Source organism: Lactobacillus sp. ESL0260 (assembly GCF_003692935.1).
Taxonomy (GTDB): domain Bacteria; phylum Bacillota; class Bacilli; order Lactobacillales; family Lactobacillaceae; genus Lactobacillus; species Lactobacillus melliventris.
Window position 1 is genome coordinate 300,198 of the sequence record NZ_REHO01000013.1, and the last position, 26,260, is coordinate 326,457.

Consider the following 26,260-nt stretch of genomic DNA (forward strand, 5'->3'; position numbering starts at 1 on the left):
TTACACTAATCAAATGGTACTAAAAAAACACTTAGAAAATTTTCTAAGTGTTTTAAATTTTAGTATATTCCTATTCAAGAACACGCTTTGCAACTGAGGGATAGAAGTATGAGCTTAAACTATCCTTAACAACGCCTTGTGAAGGAGAAGCAGCATGAACATATTGGTTATTGCCAACATAAATACCAACATGGTATGGAGCACTTGCTGATCCCCAAAACAGAAGATCGCCAGGCTTTAAGTCCTGTATCGAAACCTGTTTACCTTGTTTAACTTGTGAATAAGTACTACGACTCAGGTTCACGCCAGTAGCTTCACTGAATACATACTGAGCCAAACCTGAACAGTCAAATCCTTGAGGTCCATTGCCACCCCAAGCATATGCTTTGCCCACTTCAGCATTAGCCAAATTAACAACCTTTTCGGCTTGCTTAACAGACTTTTGGGGTTTGGCAGACTTTATTTTAACACCAGGTTTAACAGTGTAACGTGCTTGAATCCATTGACCTTCACCAATTTGATACCAGGTTCTGCCTTTTTGGTCAATAGCACTGCTTATAACATTAACTGTTTTACCGTGTTTTATCCGTTGGCCGGTAAAAGTAGGATTTTCATAGTTATCCCAAATGTTGATACCATAACCGGGAACATAATTGATTTTTACTTTTTTAGTGGCAGCTTTAACATTAGCAGTTGTCAAATTGTTATTGGCTAAACTGGCAACACCTAAGCCAGTGATGGTAAGCGCCGCAGCAGTAGTAAATTTAACTAAGTTACTTTTAATCTTCAAAATCAAAATCCCCCCGTATTCGCATCAAACTATTTATATTAATAAGCTCTACTTCTATATTACAAAATCAATTTTACACGCAAAGTATTACAAAAAGGTTACAAAAATAATACCGGTACGTAAAAAAGCCCTTTCACAAAACTAGCAGTAAAAGGACGCTCAAATTTATTCTATTGTTTAGCAAATTTGGGGAAAATTAGAAAAGAGTGCTTAATCTAAAATACGTTTAGCAGCGGAAGGATAAAAATAAGCACTAATTGACTGCTTTAAAACACCCTGGCTTGGCGTAGCAGCATGTACAAACTGGTTATCACCCACATAGATACCGACATGGTTTGGGGCAGCTGAAGATCCCCAGAAAAGTAAATCACCTTTCTTTAATTTTTTTAGTGAAACCTTTTTACCTTGTAAAACTTGTGAATATGTAGTTCTTGGTAAAATTTTATTTCCAGCTGTCTTGTAGACATATTGTACTAAACCGGAACAGTCAAAAGAATAAGGACCCGCAGCGCCATATACATAGCCTTTGCCAACTTGCTTTTTAGCTAAATTAGCTACAGCTGTACGCTTCTTGGTTACACTACTAGCACTAACATCATCGGCAGTAGCAGCACTAACTACCGTTACGCTAGTTGCACCAGTGAAAAAGAGGGCAATAACAATTATTAACTTAATTAATCCTTTCGAGTGTCCGTGTTTCAAAATTAAACTCTTTTCTAAATATATTTATTAATTTTAGCAAGCAGAGTTAAAACTACTTATCTATTTCTTCCGACATTTTCTATCTTACTCATTTAATGTTACACATTCGTGTCAAACGAGCTACAAAATGTTAAGAATTTTAATTTGAAACCATTTTTACAAAAGTAATTGCCCAGACAAGTTACTTACTCAGTTCTTTAACAATATCGTTCAGTTCACGCCTAGTCTGATTCCAATCGTCATTAACCAAGATGTGCGCGTATTTTTGTAGAGTTGGCGGCAGGACGTTTAGTTCACTGCCAGTTAACCGTTCTTTAATCTTATTTGGATCATCTCCACGCTTTATTAAACGTTCAGCCAGCATCTTTTTCGAACTGGCAGTAACGTATAAAAAATAGACCTGTTTTTCTAACTTTGCTAGGTAAGATTGCGCTCCCTTAATGTCGACAATCAAAGACACTAGATCACGATCCTGCCAAGCCTGGTCTAGAGCTTCTTTACTTGAACCATACTGGTAGGAACCGTATTTGACATGTTCAAAAAAATGCAGTTTCTTAAAACTGGCTTCACTTTCAAAGTGATACGATTCTTTTGACCTTTCTCCCGGCCTCATTGGCCGGGTGGTGTGGGTCAATACCCTGGGAATGGCGAATGTATTTGCCAAGTATTCTGAAATAGTAGTTTTACCAGCACCACTGGGGCCAGCAATTAAAATTAATTTTTGCAAAATCCGAGCTTCCTTTACTTGAAAACTATTCGCTTTTATAATAATATCTTTCTATTATAGTGAAACATGGCTAAGAGAGGAAGTAAAACTTATTATGAAAAAAGCTGACGTCAAAGCAGATGACATTCTCAGTGCCAAGTCTGATGAAGAACTGACCAAACCATTTGTGGGCAAAGTAGAAAAAATTTATGAAAATTCTGTTCTGCTAAAAATAATCGATTATGATAAAGCTGATAAAACTGCAGTTAGTGACCTCAATCAAAAAATAGTGGTCAACTTTAAGAATTTAAAAACCGTTTCTAAAAAGAAAATGAAGGAAATTCAGGCTTTAGCAAAAAGTGACGTTAAAGTAGAAAAGATCAAAAAATCTGCCACAGAAAAAGCAACTACTGACACAAACAAAGAATAATAACTATTTTTTAATTAAGAAACAGTGATTAATGTTCACTGCTCTTTTTTTTTGCTTTATTTTTGCCTAAAATTAAACCATGAAAATATTTATGATATGGAGAAAAAAGTGAAAGAAAAAGCAAGAACCATTTTATTTTGGTTCATTTTAATACAACCGTTTCTAGATTTATATTGGTTCTATCATGGCACTCTGGCTAATATTTTACCATTTACACTGCCTACAATTATCCGTATTTTGGCTGTGGCGAGCCTGGTTTGCCTTTACTTTAGCTCGCAAAATTCTTGGCAGAAACTATCACAGGAAAAATGGCTGCTAATTTATATTATGCTGTTAGTCATCTATTCAGCACTACATTTAATGCACGTGCAGCATTTTACCAGCGTGAGTCCCAACAATTATGGTTATTCCCCTATTGGAGAAATCTTCTATTTAATTAGAATGATATTACCCTTAACAGTGCTTTATTTGACTGATGAATTAGATTTTGGATTCCGGCAATTACAAATGGTGATTGAAGGCATTTCAGGACTTTTTTCCGGCACTATTGTACTTTCTAACCTTTTCGTCATTTCTCTGAAATCATACGAAACAGGAACTATCAGCGCCAACATTTTTGAATGGTTCTTTAATCCCAATATCGGTTATTCTCACATGGCTTCTAAAGGTTTCTTCAATTTTACCAACATGATTTCGGCCGTTCTCTTTATGTTGTTGCCACTTATGCTCTACTATCTTTTCACTTCATTTAACTGGCATACCATTTTGTTAAATGTGGTGCAGGCTCTGGCAATGATTGAAATCGGCACTAAAGTTGCTGCTATTGGTCTGATTGGCGGAATCATAATCGGTCTCATCCTGTTTGGCCTGCATAAATATCTGATTAAAGATGTAAAAAAGGGCGGCAAAGCGTTTTTAGTTGCTGTCTTAATAGAAGCAGGATCCCTAGTGATATTGCCTTTCGGCCCTGCAATCCAGCGTTACAATTATGAAATTTATCTGGCCAAGCAGTCTGACCATGATTTAGCAGGCGAAAAAAAGGAATTAGCCGCTGGTTTACAAAAATACCCTAAGGGCGAAAAAAGAAAAGAGTTTTTACGTTACTTCATTAAGAAAAATTATCAAGAATATGCGCTTAATCCCAAATTTGTCTTTAAAAGCTATCCCTACCAATATGACCCGGAATTTTGGCTCAAAATTATGAACGAACCGGGCCAGTCGCGCATGGAAAACCGCCAAATTGAAAAGGCTATGCTTAATCAAGTAGTCAAAACCAATAACAACAAACTAGACAAGCTTTTTGGTATTTCTTACATCCGAGAAAACAATATTTTTAATTTAGAACGAGATTTTACTGCCCAAATATATTCCTTAGGCTGGCTGGGAATGCTCTTGTATGTTGGACCATATTTGGCAGTGTTAATTTATGGTGCTTACAGGTGGCTCAGGTATAAAGCGGCACGGACTTATTTAGTCAGTTCCTTAATCGTTGCCAGTGGCTTCATCCTGCTCGCTGCCTTTTCTTCCGGTAATGTGGTTGACTTTTTGACAGCCAGCTTTATTCTCGCCTTCATTGAAGGAAATCTATTAGTTCAGGTTCGTAAAAAGGAAACAATAGCAATATTCAATTAATGTAAAATGTAGATTTATCATAGTTTTAATTTTAGATAAAGGACTAACTGTCACAAACAGATTTAGTTCTTTTATTTTTTAAAAATTTTCTGACCATTAGAAAACCCCGCAATTTATTCAATTTCGGGGTTTAAACTAAGTTAGTTGCTTAAATTTTATTCTTTATTCATTGTATCTGCTAATTCTTTAAACCATAAGGCACTCCTTTTAACATAACGCTTCTGCGTTTTGAAATCTACATAAAACAGACCATAACGTTTGTTGTAGCCATTCGCCCAGGAAAATTGATCTTGCAGAGACCATACAAAATAGCCTTGGACATTCACTCCTTCACTGCGAGCTTTTAAAAGGGCTGCGACATGTTGATCAATGAAATCAATTCTGGGAGTGTCATCAATAATCTTATCTGGGCTGACAAATTTATCCTTATAACCTAAACCATTTTCAGTCACATAAATTGTCTTGCAGTTAGGATAATCATGACTGATACGCTTTAATGTGTCATAGAGACCCTGTGGGAAAATATTCCAGTCCCAGTCAGTTGTCGGTACCCCTGGCTTTTTGACAGTTTCTCCTACTCCCTTAAACTTAAAGGAAGAAGTACCCTTGTCACCAGTACCGTTAAAGTGATTTTCGCTTTCGCCATGATATGCTTTAATAAACTGATTTTGATAATAGTTTAAACCAAAAATATCATTTTGTGATGCAGCTTTAGCGAGAATAGCGAGGTCACCGTCTTGAATATCCAAATGAGCATCATTTAACTGCAATATTTCATTAATTGATGCCATGGTATCGTCTGAGTAATAGCCTAAGAACGTCCCGTCAAGCAAAAATTTATTCAAAAACGCATCTTGCAATTTAGCTGCATGTTTATCTTCAGTGCTGGTTGATATGGGATATACTGGTTGAATAACATGAATTAGACCAATTCTACCTGGTAAACCCAGCTCTTTATATAAATTAACCACTCTGGCGTGTGCCACTAACTCATTATGTTCAGCCTGAATTGCCCTAGTAACGTCAAAATGATAGTTTGGCGGGAAAGTACCGGCAATGTACTGTGAATATGCTAAAGAAATTAGTTCATTAATAGTAAACCAGTTTTTTACCTCTTTAAATTCATTAAAGCAAAACTTGGCATAGTCAACAAAATAATCAATATTCTTGCGATTTAACCAGTCACCATTATCAAATAAAGTTTTAGGACTATCAAAATGATGCAGGCTAACGTAAGGTTCAATGCCGTTATCAAGACATTCTTTGAATAATTTATGATAATATTCCACGCCTTTTTGATTTACTTGACCGTAACCCTCAGGAAAGATTCTGGTCCAAGCAATTGAAACGCGCACAGCATTTAAACCATATTTTTTGGCAAGCCCAATGTCTTCTGGATATCGGTTGTAAAAGTCACTGGCAGGATCTGGTGAAAATCTGCCCTGCTTTTCAAGGTAATCATCCCACATTGTTTTGCCCTTGCCATCAACTTGAGTGCTGCCTTCAACTTGATAAGCGGCAGTGGCACCACCCCACACGAAATCGTGAGGTAATTTTTGTACTCTATTTAGTAAAGTCATTTTAATCTCCTTTATTCTGAAATATTAGCAATTATCAGGTCCAGACACTTGTCAGCGTGCTGGGTCATATCTATATATTGCTTACCAGTAGTCGTAATCATCTTAGCGTTATTCTTATCACATTCTTTTTTCAGTTCATCTTTCATCGCATTCATTTGCGGCGCCAAAATAACGATGTCCATTCCTGAAAGCAAATCGTGGTGAGCACCAAATGAAGTAGCAGCCACTGCTAAAGGCAAATTGTTTTCAGCAGCTAACTTGTTTAAGGCTTTGGCCAAAATACCACTGGTACCACCACCAGCACAAAGTACGAGCACATTCAGACTTTTACCATCTTTTGTTTTGGACAGTGGAATTTTGCTTTCACTTGCAGTTTTATTAGTATTACTTTCAGAAACAGAAGCTGCTGGTTCAGTACTGGTATTAGTAGCAGTTGCACTAGTAGAATCGCTTGTGTCATTAGTTACTTTTGCTGCTTCTTCAGCACATTTTTGCATGTCATATGCTTTAAAGAACGGGTAGTACATCACAACATCAACTACTAGAAGTAATATTGCTAAGATAATTGACCCAATCGAAAAGCCGGTACCCATTATCAAGCCGAGTGTTCCTGGTGTAGTCCAAGGAAGATTATAAATAAAGCCAGGCATGTGGAAGACATCAACAAATATTTTAAAAAGCCAGACATTGGCAATTGGTGTCAAAATGAAAGGAATAAAGAAGACTGGGTTCAAAATTAATGGTGCACCAAATAAAATTGGCTCATTAACCCCAAATAAAACTGGAATTGATGCAGCACGGCCTACTGCTTTTAATTCCTTTGATTTAGACATGAAAGCAAACATTAATGTAATTACTAAAGTGGCACCAGTACCACCTAAAGTAGCAACAAAGTACTGTGTACCTTGAGCCAAAATTCTGTTGGCGCCTGCAATGTTACCAGCTTTCCAAGCTGCTAAGTTTAATTCAACATTGCTTAAATAAATGGCAGTAACCGCTGGTTCAACAATTGATGGTCCCTGAATTCCGATAAACCAGAAGAACGCCATCGCACCATAAACTATTGCCAAACCAAAATAACCGTCTGCTGCGGTAAATAATGGAGATAAAACTTGAATAATCCAGGCAGCTAAATTTGTCCCAGTCGCAGCTCTAAAAGCTAATGAAAAGATCCAGAAGAAAAACGTACTAATTGCAAAAGGAATAATGTTTTTAAAGGCTCCCGCAATATTTTGGGGTACAGCATCTGGCAATTTAATCGTAATATTATGTTTAAAACACTGGTAGTATACATTAGGAACTATAAATGCTACCAGAAAGGCACAAATTAGTCCTTTGGTACCAATCATTGCAACTGCAAAATACAGGTTGTTCATTTTATCAGTTAAAGTATCAACAGCTACCAAGACAAAAGAAACCTGTGCGGTAAACTGCACGCCTACAGTTGGAATTTGATCTGTTTTTGGTAAATCCAGATTAAACGAATCGGTTAATGCCTTAGCGACTGATGAAGAAGCCATCAGTGCTAAAACTCCCATGGACATGTTGTAAAACATGTTTAATGCATTAGCCACTTTGGTTGGCCAGGCAAAGTGCCAAATCAAAGGCACGTTAGCTATCAGTAAAAATATACTGGAAAAGATAATTATCGGCATTAAAGCAATAAAGCCATCTCTGACCGCGCGCAGATATTTATTAGCGGCGACTTTTTGAAAGAATGGCTGTGCTTTTTCAATTTGCTTAATTACAGCATTCATTTTTAAACTCCTTTTTCATTTACTTATTTTTTAGTTCATCCAATTCCTTCAAAGCGGAATTATACTTTTCATACAAATCTATAAAGTATTTAGCTTCATCCCTTAACAACATCGTAGTCATTAAAGTATCCTGCCCGTGTGACATGATAAAAGTGGTTTCCATTTCTTCACCACTAGCTTCTTTACTCATTAGTTTTGTTTGTGCATTATGAGCATCGTTTAAAGAGCTGTCTGCACTTTTAACCAGCTCTCTGGCCTTGTCATAATTGCCTTTTTTAGCTTCATCAAGTGCTGTGATTAACGCAGTCTTCGCATCGCCAGCATAAGCGACTATTTCAAAGCCGGCCATTGAAATTTCTTCTTTAGTTGCCATCTTTTTTCTCCTTTTCTTTTGGTCCTAAAATTTGATGAATGTGAATGATAAAGTAAACCCTCTCTGCGTCTGACGGCTGAAAATTAAATTCAGCATTAAGAGCCTGAAAAATTTCTTGAGTTATTTTGTAAGATCGCGGATAGGCCTTGATCATGTCACATTCAATCTTTTTATCGATAGATTCATTTTTTTCTGGCGGACGCCAGAGCCTTTTGGCCAGATACTGCAAGTGAATTAGAAATCGTCTAAAGCTGTCCCGATTTTTACCATTTTGATAAATGTTATTGTTATCCAGGACATTAAGAACGACATTAATTAGTTTAGATGTGTTAAAAATATATTTTGATTTACCTTCGTGCTTGGCAATACCCGTAGGAATCTTGCTGTTGATAAAATGAAGCGCTATACTTTTAACCTCTGAAAGTGGAAAATCAACGCCTAATTTATCGTTAATAATTCCCAGAGCTTCGTTTGCAATTTGATATTCTTTTGGATATTTTTCACTTAAATCTGGAATTTCATTTTCCCGATATTTTCCTGCTAGCAGTAATTTGTAGGCGCCATTGACATGTTCGCTTAAGGTGAGATAAATCGAATCATAAACCTGAAAGTGATAACTGATTCGCGCATTTTCAATAACTGCAAAAACTGCTGCAATAATATCTGCAGGAATATTATGGAAAAGATAATTAAACGACTCTTTATCCTTCTTATTGTCTAAATAAAATATTTTCTGAATTTTTTTAGTATCAACTAGTCTATTTTTGCCCTGTTCAAATCCCACTCCCTTACCGAAAACAATAGCTTCCTGTCCTTTCCCAACATCAACCAAAATGCTGTTATTATTAAAAATCTTCTTAAGGCGCATAACATCTTCCTTTTTTGCAAAAAAAAGAGACTACTAGTAATAGCCGATGAACAATAAAATTCATCAGTTATACTAGTAGTCTCGCCTAATTTGATAGTAACAATCTACTTAAATTTTCAACACAGATAAAGCATACCACACTTTTACAATTATGCAAACGCTTTATTTATTTTATTTTTCTTTCTCCCTGATAAACGATGAATCTGGAATTCTAATTAAGTAATAACGAGTAGCATTGTGTCCTGCATGCATGCCAATGCCATTTTGCCAGACCTTTTTATAGTTAGCGGTGTAAATAGCAACGTAAGCTCGCTGATATTTGCGGTCCATTGTCTGCAGTTGCTTTTTGTCGTATGGAATTTTGGCCGCATTAAGATCCAGAGGACTTTTACCATAAGCCACCGTAGCGAAATCACTGGCTACTTTAATCTTTTTACCCGGCCTGTAATAAGTGAAAGTCTGGGTACTAATCCTTTTCTTTTTCGAATCAATTGTAACGTAACTTGAATTGCCTTCTCCCGGGTTCATGACAATCGGTTCATAGGTAATATGAGACTTAATCTTAGTCGTATCATCAAGATCCGGGTTATCCAGCATAGTCTTGCCGAATAACCAGACAATTCCAACTAAAAGAGCGGCTACTTCAATGATATCTATCAAAAAATTGGGCCAGCTAAATTGTCGGTGCTTCTTAATAATCATTGTGATGCGGCGCTTACGAATGTTTTGCACAACAAAAACGAAATAAAGAATAACTACTACCCATAACAATACTCCAAGTAGATTCCAGCTAATCATAATGGACCTCCTGCATCTTCTTCCATTATATGGTAAAAAACACCTTTTGAATAGTTACGTTCAAATTTGCATTAATTTTCACCTACTAAGTCTCAGATATTTTATTTCTTAGACTTTGTTTCTTTTTGTGACTTTTTTGTTTTAGGCTTTTTAACAGTGGTCTTCTTTTTAGCAGAAGCAGCAGGCTTTTGGAACTCACGTACTTGTTTTATTTTTTCCTGCATAGCATCTGTTAAGTTGGCAACAACTTCGGTTTCATTTTGTTCAATTTCTGCTTCTGTCGCGATTTGATCAATTCGGAATCCCGATGCATTCAAATATTCCGACTGCGTTTCAAAGTATACCGCAACCGGATAATTTTTGCCCTCTTCAAAAAAATTGGCATTCTTCTTATAATTACTATATGGCAAGTTGATCATATTGGTCTCTAACGCAAAAGTTATGGGTCTTTGACCGGTAATTTCAAGAGCAATATGACTCAGTGAGTTATGCTTAAGGGCAGCTTTAGTTTCCTTAATTAATTTAGCTGCCTGTTCACGCAATTTGGTTTTGGATTTGCTGACATCAGCATATTTAGTAGTTTCTAAGTCTTCAATATAATCTTGCTTTTCTATTTTGGTAGTGAAATCTGTTAAGCTTATTTTCAAGTTAAAAATCCTTATCTAATTTATCAATATTTATCATCTTTTATACGATACTCAAATTTTGGTTTAAAAACAATTTATTTTATTTCTTTTAAAAATAATTTTTAAAAAACATTTTTTCTGCTCAGAGTTATTTTATAATATTTTTGCAATTATTTAGTTGAAAGAAAACGAAAGCTACGCACTATTTTTGTAAATATTAAATAACGCTTTAGTCCTTAAAATTTTGCAAAAGCGCTTTTATAAAAATTTATCAAAAAAACATAGACTTATCTACTTTACAAGCGTTTTCACATAGAGTAAATTTAACATGTAACTAAAAATTTTTCACTAAATTTTTTAACTGAAAGGTAGACGAATATGTCAGATAAAGTTTACACAGATTATTTCTATAATTCTGAAGATTTTGATAAAAACCACGAAATGGGATACAAAGATCTTCATATTCCTGAAGGCGTTGAAGCTCAGCCTTTGATTGTTCCTCCAGTATTAGAACCTGATAAACAAGAAAATAACGATGTTTGGTATACAATCGATTCTCAAGAAGGCGACTTCCAATTTTTGCCAGGGAAAAAGACTCATACATGGGGCTACAACTTCCCAGTTCTTGGTAAGACCATGGTTTTAACCAGAGGTCAACATGTTCACGTAACTTTGAAGAACAGCTTGCCAGAATTGACTACTTACCACTGGCACGGTATGGAACTTTCAGGTCCTGGTAACGATGGTGCTTGTCACTCACCGGTTTACCCTGGTGAAGAAAAGCACATTGACTTCATAGTTAAACAACCAGCAGCTTTGACTTGGCTTCATGCTCACCCATGTCCATCAACTGCCATGCAAGTTTGGATGGGACTAGCTATGGGCGTTGTTATTACTGATGCCAACGAAGCTAAGTTGCCAATTCCTAAGACTTACGGCAAGGACGAGTTCCCAATTATTTTGCAAGACCGTATTTTCCACGAAGACAACCAATTTGACTACAAGGCAGACTACAACGCAATGGGTATCTTTGGCGACACTCCAATCATCAATGGTGTTGTTCGGCCATACGTTGATGTCACTACTCAAAAAGTACGTTTGCTCTTCTTAGGTGGTTCTAACCGTCGTGAATGGCGCCTGCACTTTAGCGATGACTTGGTAATGACCCAAATCGCTGGCGACGACTCATTCTTGGAGCACCCAGTTAAATTGACCAAAGTCTTAATTGGACCAGGTGAACGTCAACAAGTAGTTGTTGATTTCAGCAATTATAAAGAAGGCGATGTTGTCAACCTTTACACTGACGACTTCAAGCTGGTTGAATTCAGAATTCACAGTTATGAAAAAGATGACAGCGTAATTCCTGATACTTTATTCAAACCATATGATCCAGTTGTTAACCCTAACTCACCAGTTCCTCATGTTACTATGGATAACCACAACATGATCAACGGTAAGCTGTTCTCAATGGAAAGAATTGATATGAAGCAGGAATTGATGAATGCTGAATACTGGGACGTAACTAACACTAACGATAAAGTTAACGGTATGTTGCACCCATTCCACACTCACGGTGCCCACTTCCTGGTTGTATCACGTAACGGTAAAGAACCATATCCAAACGAAAGAGGCGTTTATAAGGACACTATCGAAGTAGCACCTCAAGAAACAGTTCGCATAAAGGTTTACTTCCAAAACACTGGTGTCTTTATGTACCACTGCCACATTATCGAGCACGAAGATGCTGGTATGATGGCGCAAATTCAAATTGTTGATCCAAAACACCCAGACAAGAAATATCATTTGATGGACATGGAAACTCTGACTAAGGCTTTTGCTGAAGAAAGAGGCGTGCCAGAAGATGAAGTCTTCTGCCCAGGTATGGACGTTGAAGGTATGGCAGTTAAAGGTGAAGATCACAGTCTTGACGCTTTGTCAGGCGCAACTCACCACTAATTATTACTTTCACTAAAGAATTAGTTAATTTTACAAAAATCGTTCATTAATTTGAACGATTTTTTGCTTTTAAGAAAGAATCTATGTTTAAATAGCTTTATGAAAAAGAAAAGATTTTCCATTAAAGCTATTTTATTGATATTCCTAGGTCTCGTTTTCTTAGGTGTAATTTTTAGCGGCCTTAATTCTAATAGTTTTAAAGATCGCTATGATTGGGTGACCCTCAAATCCGCTCAAAAACTGGATGTTCCCCTGGAAAACCAGTACCCGGAACTGCCAAATGGTTGCGAAGTAACTTCCTTGTCAATGCTATTACAGTATTATGGTATTAAGGTAAATAAACTAAACTTATCCGAAAATATCAAGCATGTATCTTCTTATACGGATGATGGCAAATACCGGGGTAATCCCCATGTAGGTTTTGTTGGTTATATGAGCCAGGCAAATGCTGGCTGGTGCGTTTATAATGAGCCTTTAGAACAAATAGGACTAAAATACACTAATCGGATTAAAAACTTTACTAATCATGATTTTATTCAAGTAATGAAACTAGTTTCTGATGGCCATCCTGTGCTAATCATAACTACCACAAACTTTAATCACGTTAATGATATGCAAACATGGCAAACAGCTCAAGGTGAAGTTCATGTAACACCATCTTCCCATGCTTGTGTTATTACCGGCTTTGACAAAAAAGCACGTATTGTTTACGTAAATGATCCTTTTGGCACTAAAAATAAAAAGGTTTCGTGGCAAAACCTGGAGAAAAGTTATAATCAGCAAGGAAAACAGGCATTATATCTAGAATAGAAAAAAGAGCAGATTCAATTAAGAATCTGCTCTTTTTCAAATCGAGGCCCGTTATTAATAACAGGTGACTACTTCTGTTCACATCAGGTTGGTCAACCACCAGCACTTCCCGTGCCTGCCACTTAAGGCGGGTGTCCTCACACAAATACGCATCTCGCGTTTTTGTCGACTCGCATTAATTATTATACTTATTCGAATGATGTTTGTAAAATTTTTTTATCCTGAAAAAGATTTCCACACACATACTTGATAAGAGCATCCCGAGAGCAATTGAGCCTGTTACTATTATTACTCTTAAAACTGCATCATTAGCTCCACTCAAGTTGCCCGAGGTTAGTTCTCGCACCGCCTGATAAGCAGGAACTCCGGGTACTAAGGGCACAATTGCCGGAATATAAAAGACAGTAGCCGGACACTTTTTTATCCTGGCAAAAACTATTCCTAAAATGCCAATGGCAAAAGAACCAAGCAAGTTTGAAAGTAGCCGTCCCATAGATGCTCTCATTGCCAGCCAATAGATAATCCAGCTAATAATACCGCTCACACCAGCTAAATTAAGCACTCGCCGCGGAACATTAATTGTTAGGGCAAAACCAACAGAAGCTAAATAAGCAAAGGCAACGTTAATTACTATTTCTAACCAAAAAGGCATTTTTTTACGCTCCTAAAAACTTTAACACAATACCAACCCCACCGCCTAACGCAAAGGCTGTGAGCAAGGCCTCACAAATTTTCGCCATTCCTGAAAGAATATCGCCCTTAAACAAATCCCGCAGAGCGTTAGTCAATGCCAAACCAGGTACTAATGGCATCAAAGCACCAGTTAAGATATTGTCGATAATCATTTTGGGAAAAAGATTAACTAATCCAGCTGCGACAACTGTCATAACCAGGGCAGCAACCAGTTCAGCCAAAAATTTAACGTTGGTAAAACGTTTAAAATAATAAAAAGAGAGAAATCCGATTGCTCCAACTATAGCTGCGGCCGGAAAATCAACCCAATCATAATTATTCATAAACATTACCATCAGCGTGGCACTTAAAACCGCAGCACCAATAGTTTGCAGCCATAAGGGAAATGTGGGAAAACCACCGTGGGCAATTTTATCCACTTCCCTTTTAACTTCTTGCAAAGTGATTTTTTTATCCGCAAAAGCGCGCGATAATGAATTAATCCGGTCAACTAACTCAAGATTAATATTGCGTTCATGTACTAAAATACTCTGACAGTAATTGCCGTGGTCGAGACTCATAAAAACGCCTGTCGGCACCACAAAGACTCGCGGATCGGGTTCACCAGCACTTTTGGCAATCCGCAGCATTGTATCTTCAACCCGATACATTTCACTGCCCCCTTCTATCATTAGCTCACCGGCAGTTAAACAGGTATCGAGTAAATCCTGGTAAAACAATTCACTTTGTTCAGCACTCATTTTTCACCTCAAAGTTTATTCATCGTTTCAATATCAATAGTTTTGTCAACCCAGTTACCTTGGAAAAAGTCTCGTTCGTGACTAACGATAATGACTCCGCCAGGAAACTTAACGATAGCTTGCCTAAGTGCATCTTTTGCGTCGCGATCCAAATGATTGGTAGGCTCATCTAAAAATAATAAATTAGCAGGTTCAAACAACATTTTGGCCAGTTTAACCTTTTCTTGTTCACCACCCGATAATTTTTTCAAAGGACTCATTGCCTGCTGAGCGGTAACACCTAATTTTGCCAGAGCGCTTCTTAATTCTTTAGGCTTAATCTGTTCAAAATTTTCCTGCAGATATTGCAGAGGGGTCATATTATTATTAGTCCAGGTCAATTCCTGCTTAAAGTAAGCAATCTTGGCAGTTTCTGATAATTTATAGGTGCCAAAAATAGGTGCTAATTGCCCCAGCAACGTTTTTAATAGCGTGGTTTTACCAATCCCATTAAAGCCAGTAATGGCAACTTTTTCATTATTTCCAACTGAAAAATTAAAAGCTTCTTTTACCAGCGCCTGGTCGTAGCCGATTACCAAATCCTGTGTTTGCAAAAGTAAATTGGCTGCTGTCGCTACATAAGGAAATGCAAAATGCGGTTTATGATTGCTTTTGGGTGGATTTAGCACATCCATCTTTGCCAACTGGCGCGCCCGTGATTTGGCAATTTTCGACCGGGTTCCAGCCTTATTTTTACGGATGTATGCTTCCGTTTTAGCAATTTTGCGTTGCTGGTTAGTATAGGCCTTCATGTAAGTATCCCGATTAGCCTCTTTTTGCCTCATTGCCTGCTTTAGTGTACCGGTATAACGCGTGATTGTGCCCAGATCAATATCAATAATGCAGTTAGCAATTCTGTTTAAAAAGTCATAATCATGACTAACCACAATAAAAGCACCCTCAAAATCATTCAAATAATCAACCAGCCAATCAATATGAACAACATCTAAGTAGTTGGTTGGCTCATCTAACAGCAAAACAGCCGGAGTTTGCAGCAGCAATTTAGCTAAAATGATTTTTGATCTTTGACCACCTGACAATTGGCTCACATCATGATCATACCCTAACTCAGCTAGGCCTAAGCCAGAAGCAACGCGTTCAATTTCTGTATCAATATTATAAAAGTTGTTTTCCTCTAAGTAAGTTTGCAGCTTACCCGCTTTTGCGAGTAGGGAATCAGATCCTTCAGTTGCATATTGCTCATAAAGTGAATTTAATTCTTGTTCTTTTTGATAAAGAGGAGTAAAAGCCGTGCGCAAAAACTGCCGAATTGTCACGCCTTGCTGCAATTTAGCATACTGGTCGAGATAGCCGACTGCTACCTTATTTTGCCATTTAACTTGACCTTCATCAGGCAGTATTTCACCAGTTAAAATTTTAATCAAAGTGGATTTGCCAACCCCATTTTGGCCAGTGACACCCATATGGTCTTCTTTATTGAGAACGAAACTGGCATTCTCATACAAAGTTTTATCCTCAAAGCCTTGTCCTAAATTTTTAACTGTTAATAAACTCATTATGCATCTCCCTAAATAGTAAGATAAGTAGTACTGTAAAAAGTAAAGCAGTTGTTTTGTCTATCAATTTAATTTGTAAACGCATGCAATAAAAAAGTGGGCAGTTGCCCACTTTTACATTCTTTCTTGTTCATATTTCTGCAAGGCATCCAATATTTTTGGCCAATAGCGCTTAGGCAAGATTAATTGCAGCTTGTTATTATATATTGGAAAATCACTTGCTTTCATTCCCGTAATTTCGGCTAAATCCTTATCAGATAAGTGATATTTACTAGCAATCCGCTTTATTTCAACGGAAGCATGACCCCGAAACCATGAAAGAGCAAAGAAAAATAAGGCAAATATGCTAGCCACCAAAACAGCAACCGGTAAAGACCAGTGCAATGTGCGTAAGCAGATGAAAATTGCGGCAATAAAAGCAATAAAAGCTGATATCACACCATAAACAACTAAAATTACAGATTGCTTACGCATATTTATCCTCCTTTGCCGAGAACAATTATTGACCCAAATTAGTCCCACTTGAACCAGTTCCACCCGAACTGCTACTTGACTCATCAGTTACTACTGAACGGTAAATCTGATAGTTAGTAAACGGACTTGGATCCTGCCATTTAATGTTATTGTTCTGTTCATTTAGCCTGTTGAGCTTCGTTTCATCATTATCCAATATTTTTTTATCCAAGTCAAGATTGGTCCGGATCTTGTCAGAGGCCTTCTGTAATTCTTTGGTAGACGCCACCTGAATAGAAGAACCGTTAATCCAAGCATCATGTCCTTGAATATAACCGCTTGAAATATTTTGGGAGCAACCGCGATATGTCAAAGCTAAGGCTAACATATCATTAAAGGTAAGATTGGTTTTAACATACTTCGAAAAGATCTTAACCAGCTTGCGGTAATTAGCTATTGAATCGACGGAGATAGCCTTGTGGACAACTGCGGTAATTACTTGTCTTTGGCGCATTTGCCTGCCGTAATCGCCTCGCGGATCATCATGGCGCATTCTAACATAAGCCACAGCATGACGTCCGTTTAGGTGTTGCTTTCCTTTATGGAAATCACACCAATCATACGAAAACTTAAACGGTACTTTAACATCAACACCGCCAACAGCATCAACTAAGCTTTTTAACGCCTTCATGTTAACTTCTACATAATAATGAATGGGAACACCAATTAAAGCCGATACAGTTTTCATAGAAGCAGAACTGCCGCCAATTCCATAGGCTGAATTAACCCGAAACATATTGTACTTGTTTCCCGGATCACCTAAAATATTAGCAAGGGTATCACGAGGAATAGAAGTCATTGTTGCTTTATTCTTAGCCGGGTTAGCAGTAGCCAAAATCAGAGTATCCGAGTTGCCCTTATCATGTCTTCCTTCAAGTCCTTGATCAACCCCAAGAATCAAAACTGAGATTGGCTGCCTATTAGCAATACGAGCAGATGTGGCATAGTTACCACTATCACCATCAATTGCGCTGTGCAAAGCAAAATACATGTGAGCTGCCCAAGCCAGACCCAGGCAAACACCCAAAACAGCCACAATACCACAAATCCGTGCGAAAACGCTGCCCTTGAATACTTTAGTTGGTTCTGCTAAAGCATGATTACGATGAAGATTTAGAGAAGAATGTCCTTTATGGTAATCTTCTCTGCGTTTTGAATTTGGATCCATTCCTCTATTTAATCCCTTTCGTATTTTTCCATCTATTATTTTTAACACTTTCAAACTTGAATTAAAATAATATCAATTATAATTAATAATATCTTATTTTTTATTCTTTAGTATAATTTAATTATATATATCAAAAAAGGAGATTTTAAATGTCAATTCCTAAACGAAGTGAAGTTCCCGCAAATCTAAAATGGGACCTAACTAGAATATTTAAATCAGATGCTGACTGGGAAGATGAATATACACGTCTTAAAAAAGAAATACCAGTTTTAAGCACCTTGAAAGAAAATTTTGTTACATCAGGTACATCATTATATAATGGGATAACTAAAATTTTAGCACTTAGCAGAAGACTGGAAAAAGTTTACTCTTATGCTACTTTAGCCAGTGATGTTGACACTGGAAACGCACACTATTTAGGTTATGTTGCTCAAGTACAAGGATTAGCCAGTCAATTTGAAGCAGCCACCGCTTTTATGAATCCTGCAATTTTAAGTGTTTCTGCCGCAAAATTAGCGGCCTTTAAGCAAGAAGAACCAAGATTGGTCAATTATAATCATTTACTTGATCAGATTACCAGAATGCGGCCTTATACTTTGTCCGCCAAAGAAGAAAAACTGATTGCAGATGCTGGAGATGCATTGTCTGCTTCTGACAACACTTATAACGTGTTGACCAATTCGGACATGGAGTATGGTTACACCCAAAATGATGACGGGGAAATGGTGCAGCTTTCTGACGGCTTGTATTCTTTATTGATTCAATCTCAAAAGCGTACAGTAAGAAAAGATGCATTTGATTCAATGTACGCCACATACGGCCAGTTTGAAAATTCTCTGGCTGCTACCCTTTCTGGTGCAGTAAAGGAACATAACTATAATGCCCGTGTTCATCATTATCAATCAGCACGTGAATGTGCAATGAACGAAAATGGTGTACCAACAGTTGTTTACGATACTTTAATTAATGAGGTAGACCAGCATTTAAGCCTTCTTCATGACTATGTAGCTTTACGCAAACAAATTTTAGGCTTGAACGATTTGCAAATGTGGGATATATATGTTCCGTTAACTGGCAAACCGGCTTTAACTTACACCTTTGATGAAGCCAAAAAAGAAGCTAAAAAAGCTTTACGGCCATTAGGTGAGGATTATTTAAAGCAGGTTGACTACATTTTCAACAATCGGGTAATCGATGTAGTTGAATCACAGAACAAGGCTACAGGTGCATATTCTGGCGGCTGCTATGATACTGATGCATATGAACTACTCAACTGGGAAGATAACGTTGATTCCTTATATACACTGGTTCATGAAACTGGTCATTCCGTTCACAGTATGTATACCAGACAAAGCCAGCCATATGTTTATGGTGATTATCCTATCTTTGTTGCTGAAATTGCGTCAACTACGAACGAAAATATTCTAACAGAATACTTTTTAGCACATATCACTGACCCTAAAACCCGCGCTTTTGTTCTAAATTATTATTTGGACTCTTTCAAAGGAACTTTATTTAGACAAACGCAGTTTGCTGAGTTTGAACAGCGCATTCATGAACTGGATGCTGAAGGTGAACCTTTAACTGCCGACCGTTTAGACGATATGTACGGTAAATTAAATGAGCGCTATTATGGTGATGCAGTTGAGCCAGGAGGAGCAATTGCTAAAGAATGGGCCAGAATTCCTCATTTCTATTATAATTTCTACGTTTACCAGTATGCTACAGGCTTTGCTGCTGCCACTGCTCTGGCCAATAATGTTGTGCATGGTACTGCTGAGCAAAGAAAAGCATACATCAGCTTTTTGCAAGCAGGTTCCAGCGACTACCCGGTTGAAATCATGAAAAAAGCAGGAGTTGACATGACTAAGCCTGATTATTTGGAAGACGCTTTCGCCACTTTTGCCAAGCGGCTAGCTGAATTTAAGGAAATTGTCCAAAATAATTTTAAATAACACTTGCAAGTTTCGCTGACAAATAATATAACTGATATGTAAATCATAATTTCTTACATCAAAACCCACTTTCTCTTTAACTGAAAGTGGGTTTTAAATTGTAAAAATTTTTACGCTTTACCTTTGATACTACCTTATTTGGCTAAATTGCCAGCAGGTAGGTTAATTTTTAAATGTTTATGCTTCCAATACTCTGGCTAAAAAGTCCTGGGCACGCGGAGTTTGTGGCTGCGCAAAGAATTGTTGTGGTGCAGCTTTTTCCTGAATATAGCCGTCTGCCATAAACCATACTTCATCCGCAACATTTTTGGCAAAGCCCATTTCGTGAGTTACAACGACCATTGTCATCCCTTTTTGGGCCAAATCCTGCATTACCTTTAATACCTCGCCTACCATTTCTGGATCAAGCGCCGAAGTTGGTTCGTCAAAGAGCATTACTTCAGGATCCATTGCCAAGGCACGGGCAATAGCAACCCTTTGTTGCTGACCACCAGAAAGGCTGGTGGGAAAAGCATCTGCCTTGTCAGCCAAGCCTACTTGATCTAATAGCTCAAGTCCTTTAGCTTTAGCATCACTGTCACTCATTCCTTTTACCTTCATAGGTGCCAACTTGATATTTTCAATAATGCTCATATGAGGAAACAAGTTAAACTGCTGAAAAACCATGCCCATTCTCTCACGCAATTTATCAAGTTGGTCTTCACTTAAAGCAGTTAATTCTTTATCTTCAAAAATCACTTTGCCGGAAGATGGCTGATCTAGCAAATTTAAGCACCGTAAAAACGTACTTTTACCAGCTCCTGAAGGACCAATTAAACAGATAACCTGGCCTTCATTTACTTGGGCATTAATATCTTTTAGGACTTCATTACTGCCAAACTTTTTCTGCAAGTGTTCAACTTTAATTACGGGTTTTGCGTTAGTCATGATTCATTTTCCTTTCAAATACTTTCATTAGGCTGGATAAACCAAAAGTAATGATAAAGTATAAGATCATTGTGATTACCAATGGCATAACTCCACGATAGGTATCAGCCTGGACTACCCGTGACTGATAAATCAAATCTTTGACGCCTATTACCGAAACTATAGAACTTTCCTTGATTAGAGAAACAAATTCGTTTCCCAGAGCCGGCCAAATATTTTTCATTGCTTGCGGCATAATAACGTAACGCATCGTCGCTGTCCGTGACAAACCCAAAGAACGAGAAGCCTCTGTCTGGCCAACTGCAATCGAATTAATACCCGAGCGAATTACCTCCGCTACATAAGCTGCAGAGTTAAGAGAAACTGCAATTATACCGGACAGTAAAGCCGGAATATTGATCACTACCCCTAAGCCAAAATAAATAAAGAGTAATTGCACCATTAACGGTGTACCACGGATAAATTCCACATACGCTGTCGCAAGCGAACGGGCAATTTGATTGTGTCCTAGCCGCATAAACGCCAGTATCGCACCTAATAAGAAACCGAAAAAGACAGAAATGGCGGAAATAAGTAAGGTATAGCCAACTCCCGCAATAAAGAAGTCTTTATATGCCCACATTGAATTGGAGGCTTTAACTTCTTTTTTCGTCTTACCACCTGTTAAGTAATTGCCGGCTTTTGGCAAATACTTCTTATTGATTAAATCTTTCTGCTTAATCTCCGCAATTGATTTATTAGCAGCTTTGACTAAACTATTAGCTCCTTTATGAAAAGCAATAGAGGTTGCAGATGACTCGGTCTTTAGACCTGCGGGAATTACCATCACGCCGTCAGTGTTTTGAGCAAAAGCCTCAGCCGTTGCTTTGTCAACAGACACAGCATCAACCTTATGCGTTTTTAATCCTAAAACCAAGTCGTTATCTTTATCCATAGTTTTAAGTTTGACATTTTTGGCCTGCTTTTTAAGCATTGTCGCTTGCATGCTACCAGTTTGAGCGCCAATTGACTTGCCGGCAAAAGACTTATAATTATGATATTTGCCCTTATCTTCTGTTCTTATCAGTAATTTTTGATCACTTCTATAATATGGTTGACTAAAGGCAACACTTTGAGCCCTTTTAGGTGTTGCATTCATTCCGGCAATGACCATGTCAACTTTTCCAGTTTCAAGTCCGACCAAAAGAGAGTCGAAGTCCATTGACCGCACTACGAGTTTAACACCCATATCATGGGCAATTTTTTGCCCTACTTCAACATCCATACCTACTATTTTAGATTTGCCGTTAATATTTTTGACAAATTCATAAGGAGGATAATCCGGACTAGTCCCCATGACTAGCTCACCTTTTTGTCGGACTTTTCGTAGATAATTGTCAGTTCTTTGTTCAGTTTGTCCTTTAGCAGCTACTGCAGTTTGGGGTAACAGGGTTAGCATTATGACTGCTATCAACAAAGTTTCAAGCAATTTCCACGCTTTCTTCATAATTTTCCTCCTAAATTTTATTTTTATTATGACAATTATAAAGATATAAAAATAGAATTACAACTATTACTTAATAATAATATTTTTTTAAGTAATAAAAAAAGGCTCTATTTATTAGTAAGAGCAACTAGTATATAGAGCGATTTTACTATTTAAATTTCCAAATTAATTAAGCTTGAGAAGCACCAGTTACAGCATCTGAACCATTATTCTTCAATTGGTTTTCAGCAGTTACAGGATATGGCTTAACTCTTGAAGGATCAGTATTTGACTTTAAGTTATCAGCCGTATAATTAATATGAGTAATCTTAGCATGTTTAACATCGTCGATTGTCTTGCAGCCAGTTAATTGCATGTCAATTAACAGTTCTTGATTAAGTTGTTCAATAACTGATTGAACACCCTTGGCACCACCAAGTGCTAGACCATATAGATATGGCCGGCCAATACCCACCATATCAGCTCCAAGTGCCAAAGCCTTAAAGACGTGCGAACCACGACGAACACCGGAGTCAAAGACAATCGGAACCCGATGATTAACAGCTTTCGCAATTCCTGGCAGCATGTCAATTGTTGCAGGGCCACAATCTACCTCACGACCACCATGGTTGGTAACATAAATACCATCAGCACCAGCACCCATAGCGATATAAGCATCCTCAGCACAAACAACACCTTTAACAAATACAGGTAAGCCAGACATTTCCTTGATGCGTCTAACATCCTGCGGGCCAATTTTTTGCGCCGAAGAAGCATACATTTGAGCAACAGTTTGACCTTCGCCTTTAGCACCTTGATAACGAGTAAAGAAATCTAAGGGTACAGGATAAGCAAAGTTAGTTCTAAGGTTAGCTTCACGGAAGCCAGAGATCAGCGCATCAACTGTCAGGAAAATTCCTTTATAGCCGGCTTTCTTAACCGCATCAAAGACCATTTGGTTAAAGTCCCAGTCTTTACTGAGGTAAAGCTGGAAAAAGCGCGGTGCATCTGGAGCTGCAGCAGCAATATCTTCAACGCTCTTATTTGCATATGTACTGGATGAAAAGAGTGCACCAGCAGCTGCAGCACCCTTTTGGGTAGCAATTTCTGCATCCTTATGAGCAATACCGTGACAAGCAATAGGTGAGATCATCACCGGTGTTTTTAGTTTCATGCCCATAAATTCAGTATCTAACTGCGGATGATCCATATTAGTTAAAGCACGTGGTACAATTTGAAAATGGTTGAAAGCAGTAGTGTTGTTACGCCAAGTCCATTCATTTTCAGATCCCGAAGCAATATAGTAATATGCTCCTTCAGGCATAACTTCCTTTGCCCGTTCCTCAAGTTCATCGAGGTTGACCATATTTAAAGCTTCATTACGTTCGCTTTGTGGAAAACCATTATAATAGTATGTCATTATTAAGACTCCTTCTTTATTATTATTTCCGCTTTTTATTATACATGTAAATGCATACAAAAGTTAGTGAATTTTTAAAAGAAAAGTTTAAATAACAGGGATTATACTATAATTTTTTCACAAAAATAATAGCTGTTTTATCCTTTTAACCAGTTTTACTATAATTTATGCTTAATGATGTGAGTGAAGTAAGTAACAAGATAAATTGCTACTTCAATCACAGCTATAAAGAAGGTTACAGGCAAATTAGTAATATAACCCAGATATAACCCGAGCCAAACGCCAATTAAAGCAAAAAAGACAGACCAAGCGATCATTGACGGGATAGTTTTGCCCAAATAATTAGCAGTAGCAGGTGGCAAAGTCAATAAAATAAATACTAAAAGAGACCCCACTATTTGTGCGCCAATTGAAACGGACATTGCTAAAGCTATTAAAAAAATCACGCTGATTGCTCCGGTTTTTACCCCATGAGCAAGAGCACCAATGTGATCAAAGGAATCAAAGTTCAGCGGGCGCTGAATACTAAAAATCATTAGTAGCACTATTACGGATAAGACTATTAGTTGAATTACGCCTTGATGGTCAACTCCGATAATGCTACCAAACAAAATGTTAGTAGCATAATTGCTGTTTGCACCGGATATTGCCAGAAAAAGAACTCCCAAGCCAGTAAATAAAGCTGAAATTGCACTGATTGAGGATTCTTTTTGCTCGCTGTGAAGCGACAGTTCCCCTACGCTAATTGAACCCAACAGAGTAAATAACAGCATGCCCCACAAAGGGCCAATTCCAAGCCAAACTGCAAACGCAGCTCCAGCAAAACCAATTTCAGACAGCGTATGTGCTAAAAAACTAAAATTGCGCGCAACCACATAGACACCAACCGTACCACAAGTTATGGCAATAAAGGTGCTCGCCAGAAAGGCATTACGCATAAAGCCATAGGCAAACATTATTCATATGCCTCCTTAAATTGAGACATCTCGCCATGCTCAATTTGACCATGGTTTAAATATAAATAATTTTGCATATACCTGTGAGCTAATGACACATCATGCGTCACAAACAAGACAGTTATTTTATGTTTTGCATTCAAATGCTTGATTAATTTCATCAATTCATCCTTAGCAACGGGATCAAGACTTGCTGTAGCTTCATCTAAAATAATCATGTTCGGATTATCTAGCAGAGCTTGTGCTAAATAAGCTCTTTGCTTTTGACCACCAGAAGCCTCACCCATCCGAGTATCTTTAATTTGATACAGATTAGTTTCCTCTAGTTGCTTTTTTATTGCCTTCTTAGTTGCACTATTTTTGATAACAGGGGCATTTAGACCCACAAAAGCTTCAATTGATAACGGATATTCTGCATCTATGTTGCGAAACTGAGGCACATACCCCAGCCGAACACCATCCGCAAACTTAAATTTACCTGCGCTAGGTGTCAAAATAGCCATTAAAATATTAATTAGAGTCGTTTTTCCTGTGCCGTTTGGGCCTAAAAGGGCAGTAAGTGAACCCTTTTCTAATTTAAAATTCAAATTATTGAAAACAGTATTTTTGTCAAATCTCATTGAGAGATTAGTGACTTCTAAAATATCAGACAATTTGCATTATTCCCACTTTTATTATTAAAAATTGCCCACCTTGACGAATTGATTAACATCAACGGGGTAATATTTACGACCCATAATTTTTACACGGCCGCCGTACGTGCGGACATAGTTTCCACGATATAGTTTATTTGTGCCAACTCGCTGGCCATTACCGTCATAAATATAGGCATTATGCCCTAAGAGTCGAAGTTTACCTTCTACATTGCTGGCTACAACGTATTCATTAATACCTATTTGTAAATATTTCCGTTTATTAATTGTTAGATTACCATAAATAATTAGCTTGGAACCGGCTTTTTTAGTTGGTAAATCCGTTGCTACCCCGTTTTCATCATAAATAAGCGCATTATGCATCAAAGTCCTGGTAGCAACCGGCTTAGGCAAAACTGCAGGTTTTTTAGCGGGGGCAACAGGTGTTGTCGGTGCTGGAACCTGTGTAGCTACCGGACTACTACCAATAGGAGCAGTTGGTATTGCTGATGCCCCTTGATCATAATAATATTTAACCAGCTCAAAGAAGTCATCCATTGAGTAACCCCATTTGGCAAAATAACCATCTGGATCAGTATGATCAGTTCCGCCTAAAAATGTAGATACAGCATGATGAGACCAAATTGTACCTTTACCATCATGAACGGCATTATCCGGTACCAAGTTATATTTGTGCAAAAGCTGCGCCACATAAACAGCATCATTGTTGACACCTTTGGCAAAATCAGCAAGATTATTTTCCTCACATAATTCCACTTGAATAAAACGATTATTAGCTACAGGGCCTGCACCCCAAACACCATAATCAGGAGTTGTCATCTGAATAACGCCAGTCTTATCCACAAAAGCATGAACATAGGAATAAATATTCATCCACTCACGATTAAAATAAATAGCTTCATTGCGTGCTGTAGCATTAGGCGTAGCAGTCTCGTGAATAACCACACCTTCGGGCTTGCCGTTACGATAATTAATTGGATTGGCAGCAGTAAAGTCATTATATTTAATACCTTCTTGCGCCAATATTTGTTCCGCAAATGTTACACCGCTATAACTATTTTGTTTTGCAGTGTCATTAATTGTACCAGCCTGAACTGTCACCGGCTGTGGCACTGCCATGGTTGTAACAGTTGCTCCCAATGCCAAAACAGCAATTAATTTCTTCATTTTCATCGCCTCATAATAA

General features: G+C 37.7%; 25 protein-coding genes. 5 read left to right on the forward strand and 20 right to left on the reverse strand.

Features of this window, described 5'->3' with window-relative positions; translation table 11 throughout:
• Nucleotides 1–70: 70 nt before the first annotated feature.
• The 3 genes from F5ESL0260_RS07800 to F5ESL0260_RS07810 form a co-directional block, all read right to left on the reverse strand.
• Complete coding sequence (locus tag F5ESL0260_RS07800; protein WP_122026479.1) at nt 71–790, reverse strand: C40 family peptidase; 720 nt, start codon at nt 788–790, stop codon at nt 71–73.
• A gap of 210 nt (nt 791–1,000) precedes the next feature.
• Nucleotides 1,001–1,492, reverse strand: coding sequence for a C40 family peptidase (locus F5ESL0260_RS07805; RefSeq protein WP_122026480.1), 492 nt, complete (start codon nt 1,490–1,492; stop codon nt 1,001–1,003).
• 181 nt (nt 1,493–1,673) lie between these two features.
• A complete protein-coding gene (locus tag F5ESL0260_RS07810) occupies nt 1,674–2,219 on the reverse strand; it encodes a guanylate kinase (RefSeq protein WP_122026481.1) in 546 nt (181 codons plus the stop codon).
• Between the two features lie 94 nt (nt 2,220–2,313).
• On the opposite strand from F5ESL0260_RS07810, the gene F5ESL0260_RS07815 reads away from it, so the two are divergent.
• Together F5ESL0260_RS07815 and F5ESL0260_RS07820 are read left to right on the forward strand one after the other, a co-directional pair.
• Nucleotides 2,314–2,628: a DUF2187 domain-containing protein gene (locus tag F5ESL0260_RS07815; RefSeq protein ID WP_122026482.1), complete on the forward strand. Its 315-nt coding sequence runs from the start codon at nt 2,314–2,316 to the stop codon at nt 2,626–2,628.
• 108 nt (nt 2,629–2,736) lie between these two features.
• Nucleotides 2,737–4,260, forward strand: coding sequence for an O-antigen ligase family protein (locus F5ESL0260_RS07820; RefSeq protein ID WP_122026483.1), 1,524 nt, complete (start codon nt 2,737–2,739; stop codon nt 4,258–4,260).
• 155 nt (nt 4,261–4,415) lie between these two features.
• On the opposite strand, the gene lacG is transcribed toward F5ESL0260_RS07820, so the two are convergent.
• The 6 genes from lacG to F5ESL0260_RS07850 form a co-directional block, all read right to left on the reverse strand.
• Nucleotides 4,416–5,840 (reverse strand): 6-phospho-beta-galactosidase, encoded by a 1,425-nt coding sequence (lacG, locus tag F5ESL0260_RS07825; protein WP_122026484.1) that lies wholly within the window; start codon nt 5,838–5,840, stop codon nt 4,416–4,418.
• A gap of 11 nt (nt 5,841–5,851) precedes the next feature.
• Nucleotides 5,852–7,597 (reverse strand): PTS lactose transporter subunit IIBC, encoded by a 1,746-nt coding sequence (locus tag F5ESL0260_RS07830; protein ID WP_122026485.1) that lies wholly within the window; start codon nt 7,595–7,597, stop codon nt 5,852–5,854.
• A 19-nt stretch (nt 7,598–7,616) separates the two neighbouring features.
• Nucleotides 7,617–7,970, reverse strand: coding sequence for a PTS lactose/cellobiose transporter subunit IIA (locus F5ESL0260_RS07835; protein WP_122026486.1), 354 nt, complete (start codon nt 7,968–7,970; stop codon nt 7,617–7,619).
• Complete coding sequence (locus tag F5ESL0260_RS07840) at nt 7,960–8,838, reverse strand: PRD domain-containing protein (RefSeq protein WP_122026487.1); 879 nt, start codon at nt 8,836–8,838, stop codon at nt 7,960–7,962. Before F5ESL0260_RS07840 ends, F5ESL0260_RS07835 begins: the two co-directional genes overlap by 11 nt.
• A 171-nt stretch (nt 8,839–9,009) precedes the next feature.
• Nucleotides 9,010–9,636, reverse strand: coding sequence for an LVIS_2131 family protein (locus F5ESL0260_RS07845; protein WP_110446566.1), 627 nt, complete (start codon nt 9,634–9,636; stop codon nt 9,010–9,012).
• Between the two features lie 101 nt (nt 9,637–9,737).
• Entirely contained in the window at nt 9,738–10,283 is a 546-nt protein-coding gene (locus tag F5ESL0260_RS07850) for a hypothetical protein (protein WP_122026488.1), read from the reverse strand.
• Between the two features lie 357 nt (nt 10,284–10,640).
• On the opposite strand from F5ESL0260_RS07850, the gene F5ESL0260_RS07855 reads away from it, so the two are divergent.
• Both F5ESL0260_RS07855 and F5ESL0260_RS07860 read left to right on the forward strand, forming a co-directional pair.
• Nucleotides 10,641–12,218, forward strand: coding sequence for a multicopper oxidase family protein (locus F5ESL0260_RS07855; RefSeq protein WP_122026489.1), 1,578 nt, complete (start codon nt 10,641–10,643; stop codon nt 12,216–12,218).
• 99 nt (nt 12,219–12,317) lie between these two features.
• A complete protein-coding gene (locus F5ESL0260_RS07860) occupies nt 12,318–13,028 on the forward strand; it encodes a C39 family peptidase (RefSeq protein ID WP_122026490.1) in 711 nt (236 codons plus the stop codon).
• Nucleotides 13,029–13,203: 175 nt separating this feature from the next.
• On the opposite strand, the gene F5ESL0260_RS07865 is transcribed toward F5ESL0260_RS07860, so the two are convergent.
• The 5 genes from F5ESL0260_RS07865 to F5ESL0260_RS07885 all read right to left on the reverse strand — a co-directional run bounded on the left by F5ESL0260_RS07865 (nt 13,204) and on the right by F5ESL0260_RS07885 (nt 17,698).
• On the reverse strand, nt 13,204–13,680 hold the full coding sequence (locus F5ESL0260_RS07865; protein WP_046325506.1) for a threonine/serine exporter family protein: 477 nt from the start codon (nt 13,678–13,680) through the stop codon (nt 13,204–13,206).
• A gap of 4 nt (nt 13,681–13,684) precedes the next feature.
• Complete coding sequence (locus tag F5ESL0260_RS07870) at nt 13,685–14,461, reverse strand: threonine/serine exporter family protein (RefSeq protein ID WP_122026491.1); 777 nt, start codon at nt 14,459–14,461, stop codon at nt 13,685–13,687.
• Nucleotides 14,462–14,469: 8 nt separating this feature from the next.
• On the reverse strand, nt 14,470–16,017 hold the full coding sequence (locus F5ESL0260_RS07875; RefSeq protein ID WP_122026492.1) for an ABC-F family ATP-binding cassette domain-containing protein: 1,548 nt from the start codon (nt 16,015–16,017) through the stop codon (nt 14,470–14,472).
• Between the two features lie 114 nt (nt 16,018–16,131).
• Nucleotides 16,132–16,491 (reverse strand): hypothetical protein, encoded by a 360-nt coding sequence (locus F5ESL0260_RS07880; protein WP_046325509.1) that lies wholly within the window; start codon nt 16,489–16,491, stop codon nt 16,132–16,134.
• A 25-nt stretch (nt 16,492–16,516) separates the two neighbouring features.
• Nucleotides 16,517–17,698 carry an LCP family protein gene (locus F5ESL0260_RS07885; protein WP_122026493.1) on the reverse strand — a complete coding sequence of 394 codons (1,182 nt, stop codon included), beginning with the start codon at nt 17,696–17,698 and terminating at the stop codon, nt 16,517–16,519.
• Between the two features lie 149 nt (nt 17,699–17,847).
• On the opposite strand from F5ESL0260_RS07885, the gene pepF reads away from it, so the two are divergent.
• Nucleotides 17,848–19,653 (forward strand): oligoendopeptidase F, encoded by a 1,806-nt coding sequence (gene pepF / locus F5ESL0260_RS07890; RefSeq protein WP_122026494.1) that lies wholly within the window; start codon nt 17,848–17,850, stop codon nt 19,651–19,653.
• Between the two features lie 177 nt (nt 19,654–19,830).
• Here the strand turns inward: pepF and F5ESL0260_RS07895 are convergent, their stop codons facing one another.
• The 6 genes from F5ESL0260_RS07895 to F5ESL0260_RS07920 all read right to left on the reverse strand — a co-directional run bounded on the left by F5ESL0260_RS07895 (nt 19,831) and on the right by F5ESL0260_RS07920 (nt 26,247).
• The gene (locus F5ESL0260_RS07895; protein ID WP_110446575.1) at nt 19,831–20,580 is read right to left on the reverse strand and encodes an amino acid ABC transporter ATP-binding protein; all 750 of its coding nucleotides are present in this window, start codon (nt 20,578–20,580) and stop codon (nt 19,831–19,833) included.
• Nucleotides 20,573–22,066, reverse strand: coding sequence for an ABC transporter substrate-binding protein/permease (locus tag F5ESL0260_RS07900; protein ID WP_122026495.1), 1,494 nt, complete (start codon nt 22,064–22,066; stop codon nt 20,573–20,575). Before F5ESL0260_RS07900 ends, F5ESL0260_RS07895 begins: the two co-directional genes overlap by 8 nt.
• A 169-nt stretch (nt 22,067–22,235) precedes the next feature.
• Nucleotides 22,236–23,465 carry a lactate oxidase gene (locus tag F5ESL0260_RS07905; RefSeq protein WP_110446577.1) on the reverse strand — a complete coding sequence of 410 codons (1,230 nt, stop codon included), beginning with the start codon at nt 23,463–23,465 and terminating at the stop codon, nt 22,236–22,238.
• A gap of 158 nt (nt 23,466–23,623) precedes the next feature.
• Nucleotides 23,624–24,421, reverse strand: a complete 798-nt coding sequence (locus F5ESL0260_RS07910) for a metal ABC transporter permease (RefSeq protein WP_122026496.1) — start codon at nt 24,419–24,421, stop codon at nt 23,624–23,626.
• Entirely contained in the window at nt 24,421–25,041 is a 621-nt protein-coding gene (locus tag F5ESL0260_RS07915) for a metal ABC transporter ATP-binding protein (protein WP_122026714.1), read from the reverse strand. The genes F5ESL0260_RS07910 and F5ESL0260_RS07915 overlap by 1 nt, the downstream gene beginning before the upstream one ends.
• A gap of 57 nt (nt 25,042–25,098) precedes the next feature.
• Nucleotides 25,099–26,247, reverse strand: a complete 1,149-nt coding sequence (locus F5ESL0260_RS07920; protein WP_122026497.1) for an SLAP domain-containing protein — start codon at nt 26,245–26,247, stop codon at nt 25,099–25,101.
• Nucleotides 26,248–26,260 lie beyond the last annotated feature (13 nt).

What these genes read in the sequence shown, in the direction of transcription:
- F5ESL0260_RS07815 (WP_122026482.1), top strand. Translation starts at nt 2,314, where the DNA reads ATGAAAAAAGCTGACGTCAAAGCAGATGACATTCTCAGTGCCAAGTCT.
- lacG (WP_122026484.1), bottom strand. Translation starts at nt 5,840, where the DNA reads ATGACTTTACTAAATAGAGTACAAAAATTACCTCACGATTTCGTGTGG.
- F5ESL0260_RS07830 (WP_122026485.1), bottom strand. Translation starts at nt 7,597, where the DNA reads ATGAATGCTGTAATTAAGCAAATTGAAAAAGCACAGCCATTCTTTCAA.
- F5ESL0260_RS07835 (WP_122026486.1), bottom strand. Translation starts at nt 7,970, where the DNA reads ATGGCAACTAAAGAAGAAATTTCAATGGCCGGCTTTGAAATAGTCGCT.
- F5ESL0260_RS07840 (WP_122026487.1), bottom strand. Translation starts at nt 8,838, where the DNA reads ATGCGCCTTAAGAAGATTTTTAATAATAACAGCATTTTGGTTGATGTT.
- F5ESL0260_RS07845 (WP_110446566.1), bottom strand. Translation starts at nt 9,636, where the DNA reads ATGATTAGCTGGAATCTACTTGGAGTATTGTTATGGGTAGTAGTTATT.
- F5ESL0260_RS07855 (WP_122026489.1), top strand. Translation starts at nt 10,641, where the DNA reads ATGTCAGATAAAGTTTACACAGATTATTTCTATAATTCTGAAGATTTT.
- F5ESL0260_RS07860 (WP_122026490.1), top strand. Translation starts at nt 12,318, where the DNA reads ATGAAAAAGAAAAGATTTTCCATTAAAGCTATTTTATTGATATTCCTA.
- F5ESL0260_RS07865 (WP_046325506.1), bottom strand. Translation starts at nt 13,680, where the DNA reads ATGCCTTTTTGGTTAGAAATAGTAATTAACGTTGCCTTTGCTTATTTA.
- F5ESL0260_RS07870 (WP_122026491.1), bottom strand. Translation starts at nt 14,461, where the DNA reads ATGAGTGCTGAACAAAGTGAATTGTTTTACCAGGATTTACTCGATACC.
- F5ESL0260_RS07875 (WP_122026492.1), bottom strand. Translation starts at nt 16,017, where the DNA reads ATGAGTTTATTAACAGTTAAAAATTTAGGACAAGGCTTTGAGGATAAA.
- F5ESL0260_RS07880 (WP_046325509.1), bottom strand. Translation starts at nt 16,491, where the DNA reads ATGCGTAAGCAATCTGTAATTTTAGTTGTTTATGGTGTGATATCAGCT.
- F5ESL0260_RS07885 (WP_122026493.1), bottom strand. Translation starts at nt 17,698, where the DNA reads ATGGATCCAAATTCAAAACGCAGAGAAGATTACCATAAAGGACATTCT.
- pepF (WP_122026494.1), top strand. Translation starts at nt 17,848, where the DNA reads ATGTCAATTCCTAAACGAAGTGAAGTTCCCGCAAATCTAAAATGGGAC.
- F5ESL0260_RS07895 (WP_110446575.1), bottom strand. Translation starts at nt 20,580, where the DNA reads ATGACTAACGCAAAACCCGTAATTAAAGTTGAACACTTGCAGAAAAAG.
- F5ESL0260_RS07900 (WP_122026495.1), bottom strand. Translation starts at nt 22,066, where the DNA reads ATGAAGAAAGCGTGGAAATTGCTTGAAACTTTGTTGATAGCAGTCATA.
- F5ESL0260_RS07905 (WP_110446577.1), bottom strand. Translation starts at nt 23,465, where the DNA reads ATGACATACTATTATAATGGTTTTCCACAAAGCGAACGTAATGAAGCT.
- F5ESL0260_RS07910 (WP_122026496.1), bottom strand. Translation starts at nt 24,421, where the DNA reads ATGTTTGCCTATGGCTTTATGCGTAATGCCTTTCTGGCGAGCACCTTT.
- F5ESL0260_RS07915 (WP_122026714.1), bottom strand. Translation starts at nt 25,041, where the DNA reads ATGAGATTTGACAAAAATACTGTTTTCAATAATTTGAATTTTAAATTA.
- F5ESL0260_RS07920 (WP_122026497.1), bottom strand. Translation starts at nt 26,247, where the DNA reads ATGAAAATGAAGAAATTAATTGCTGTTTTGGCATTGGGAGCAACTGTT.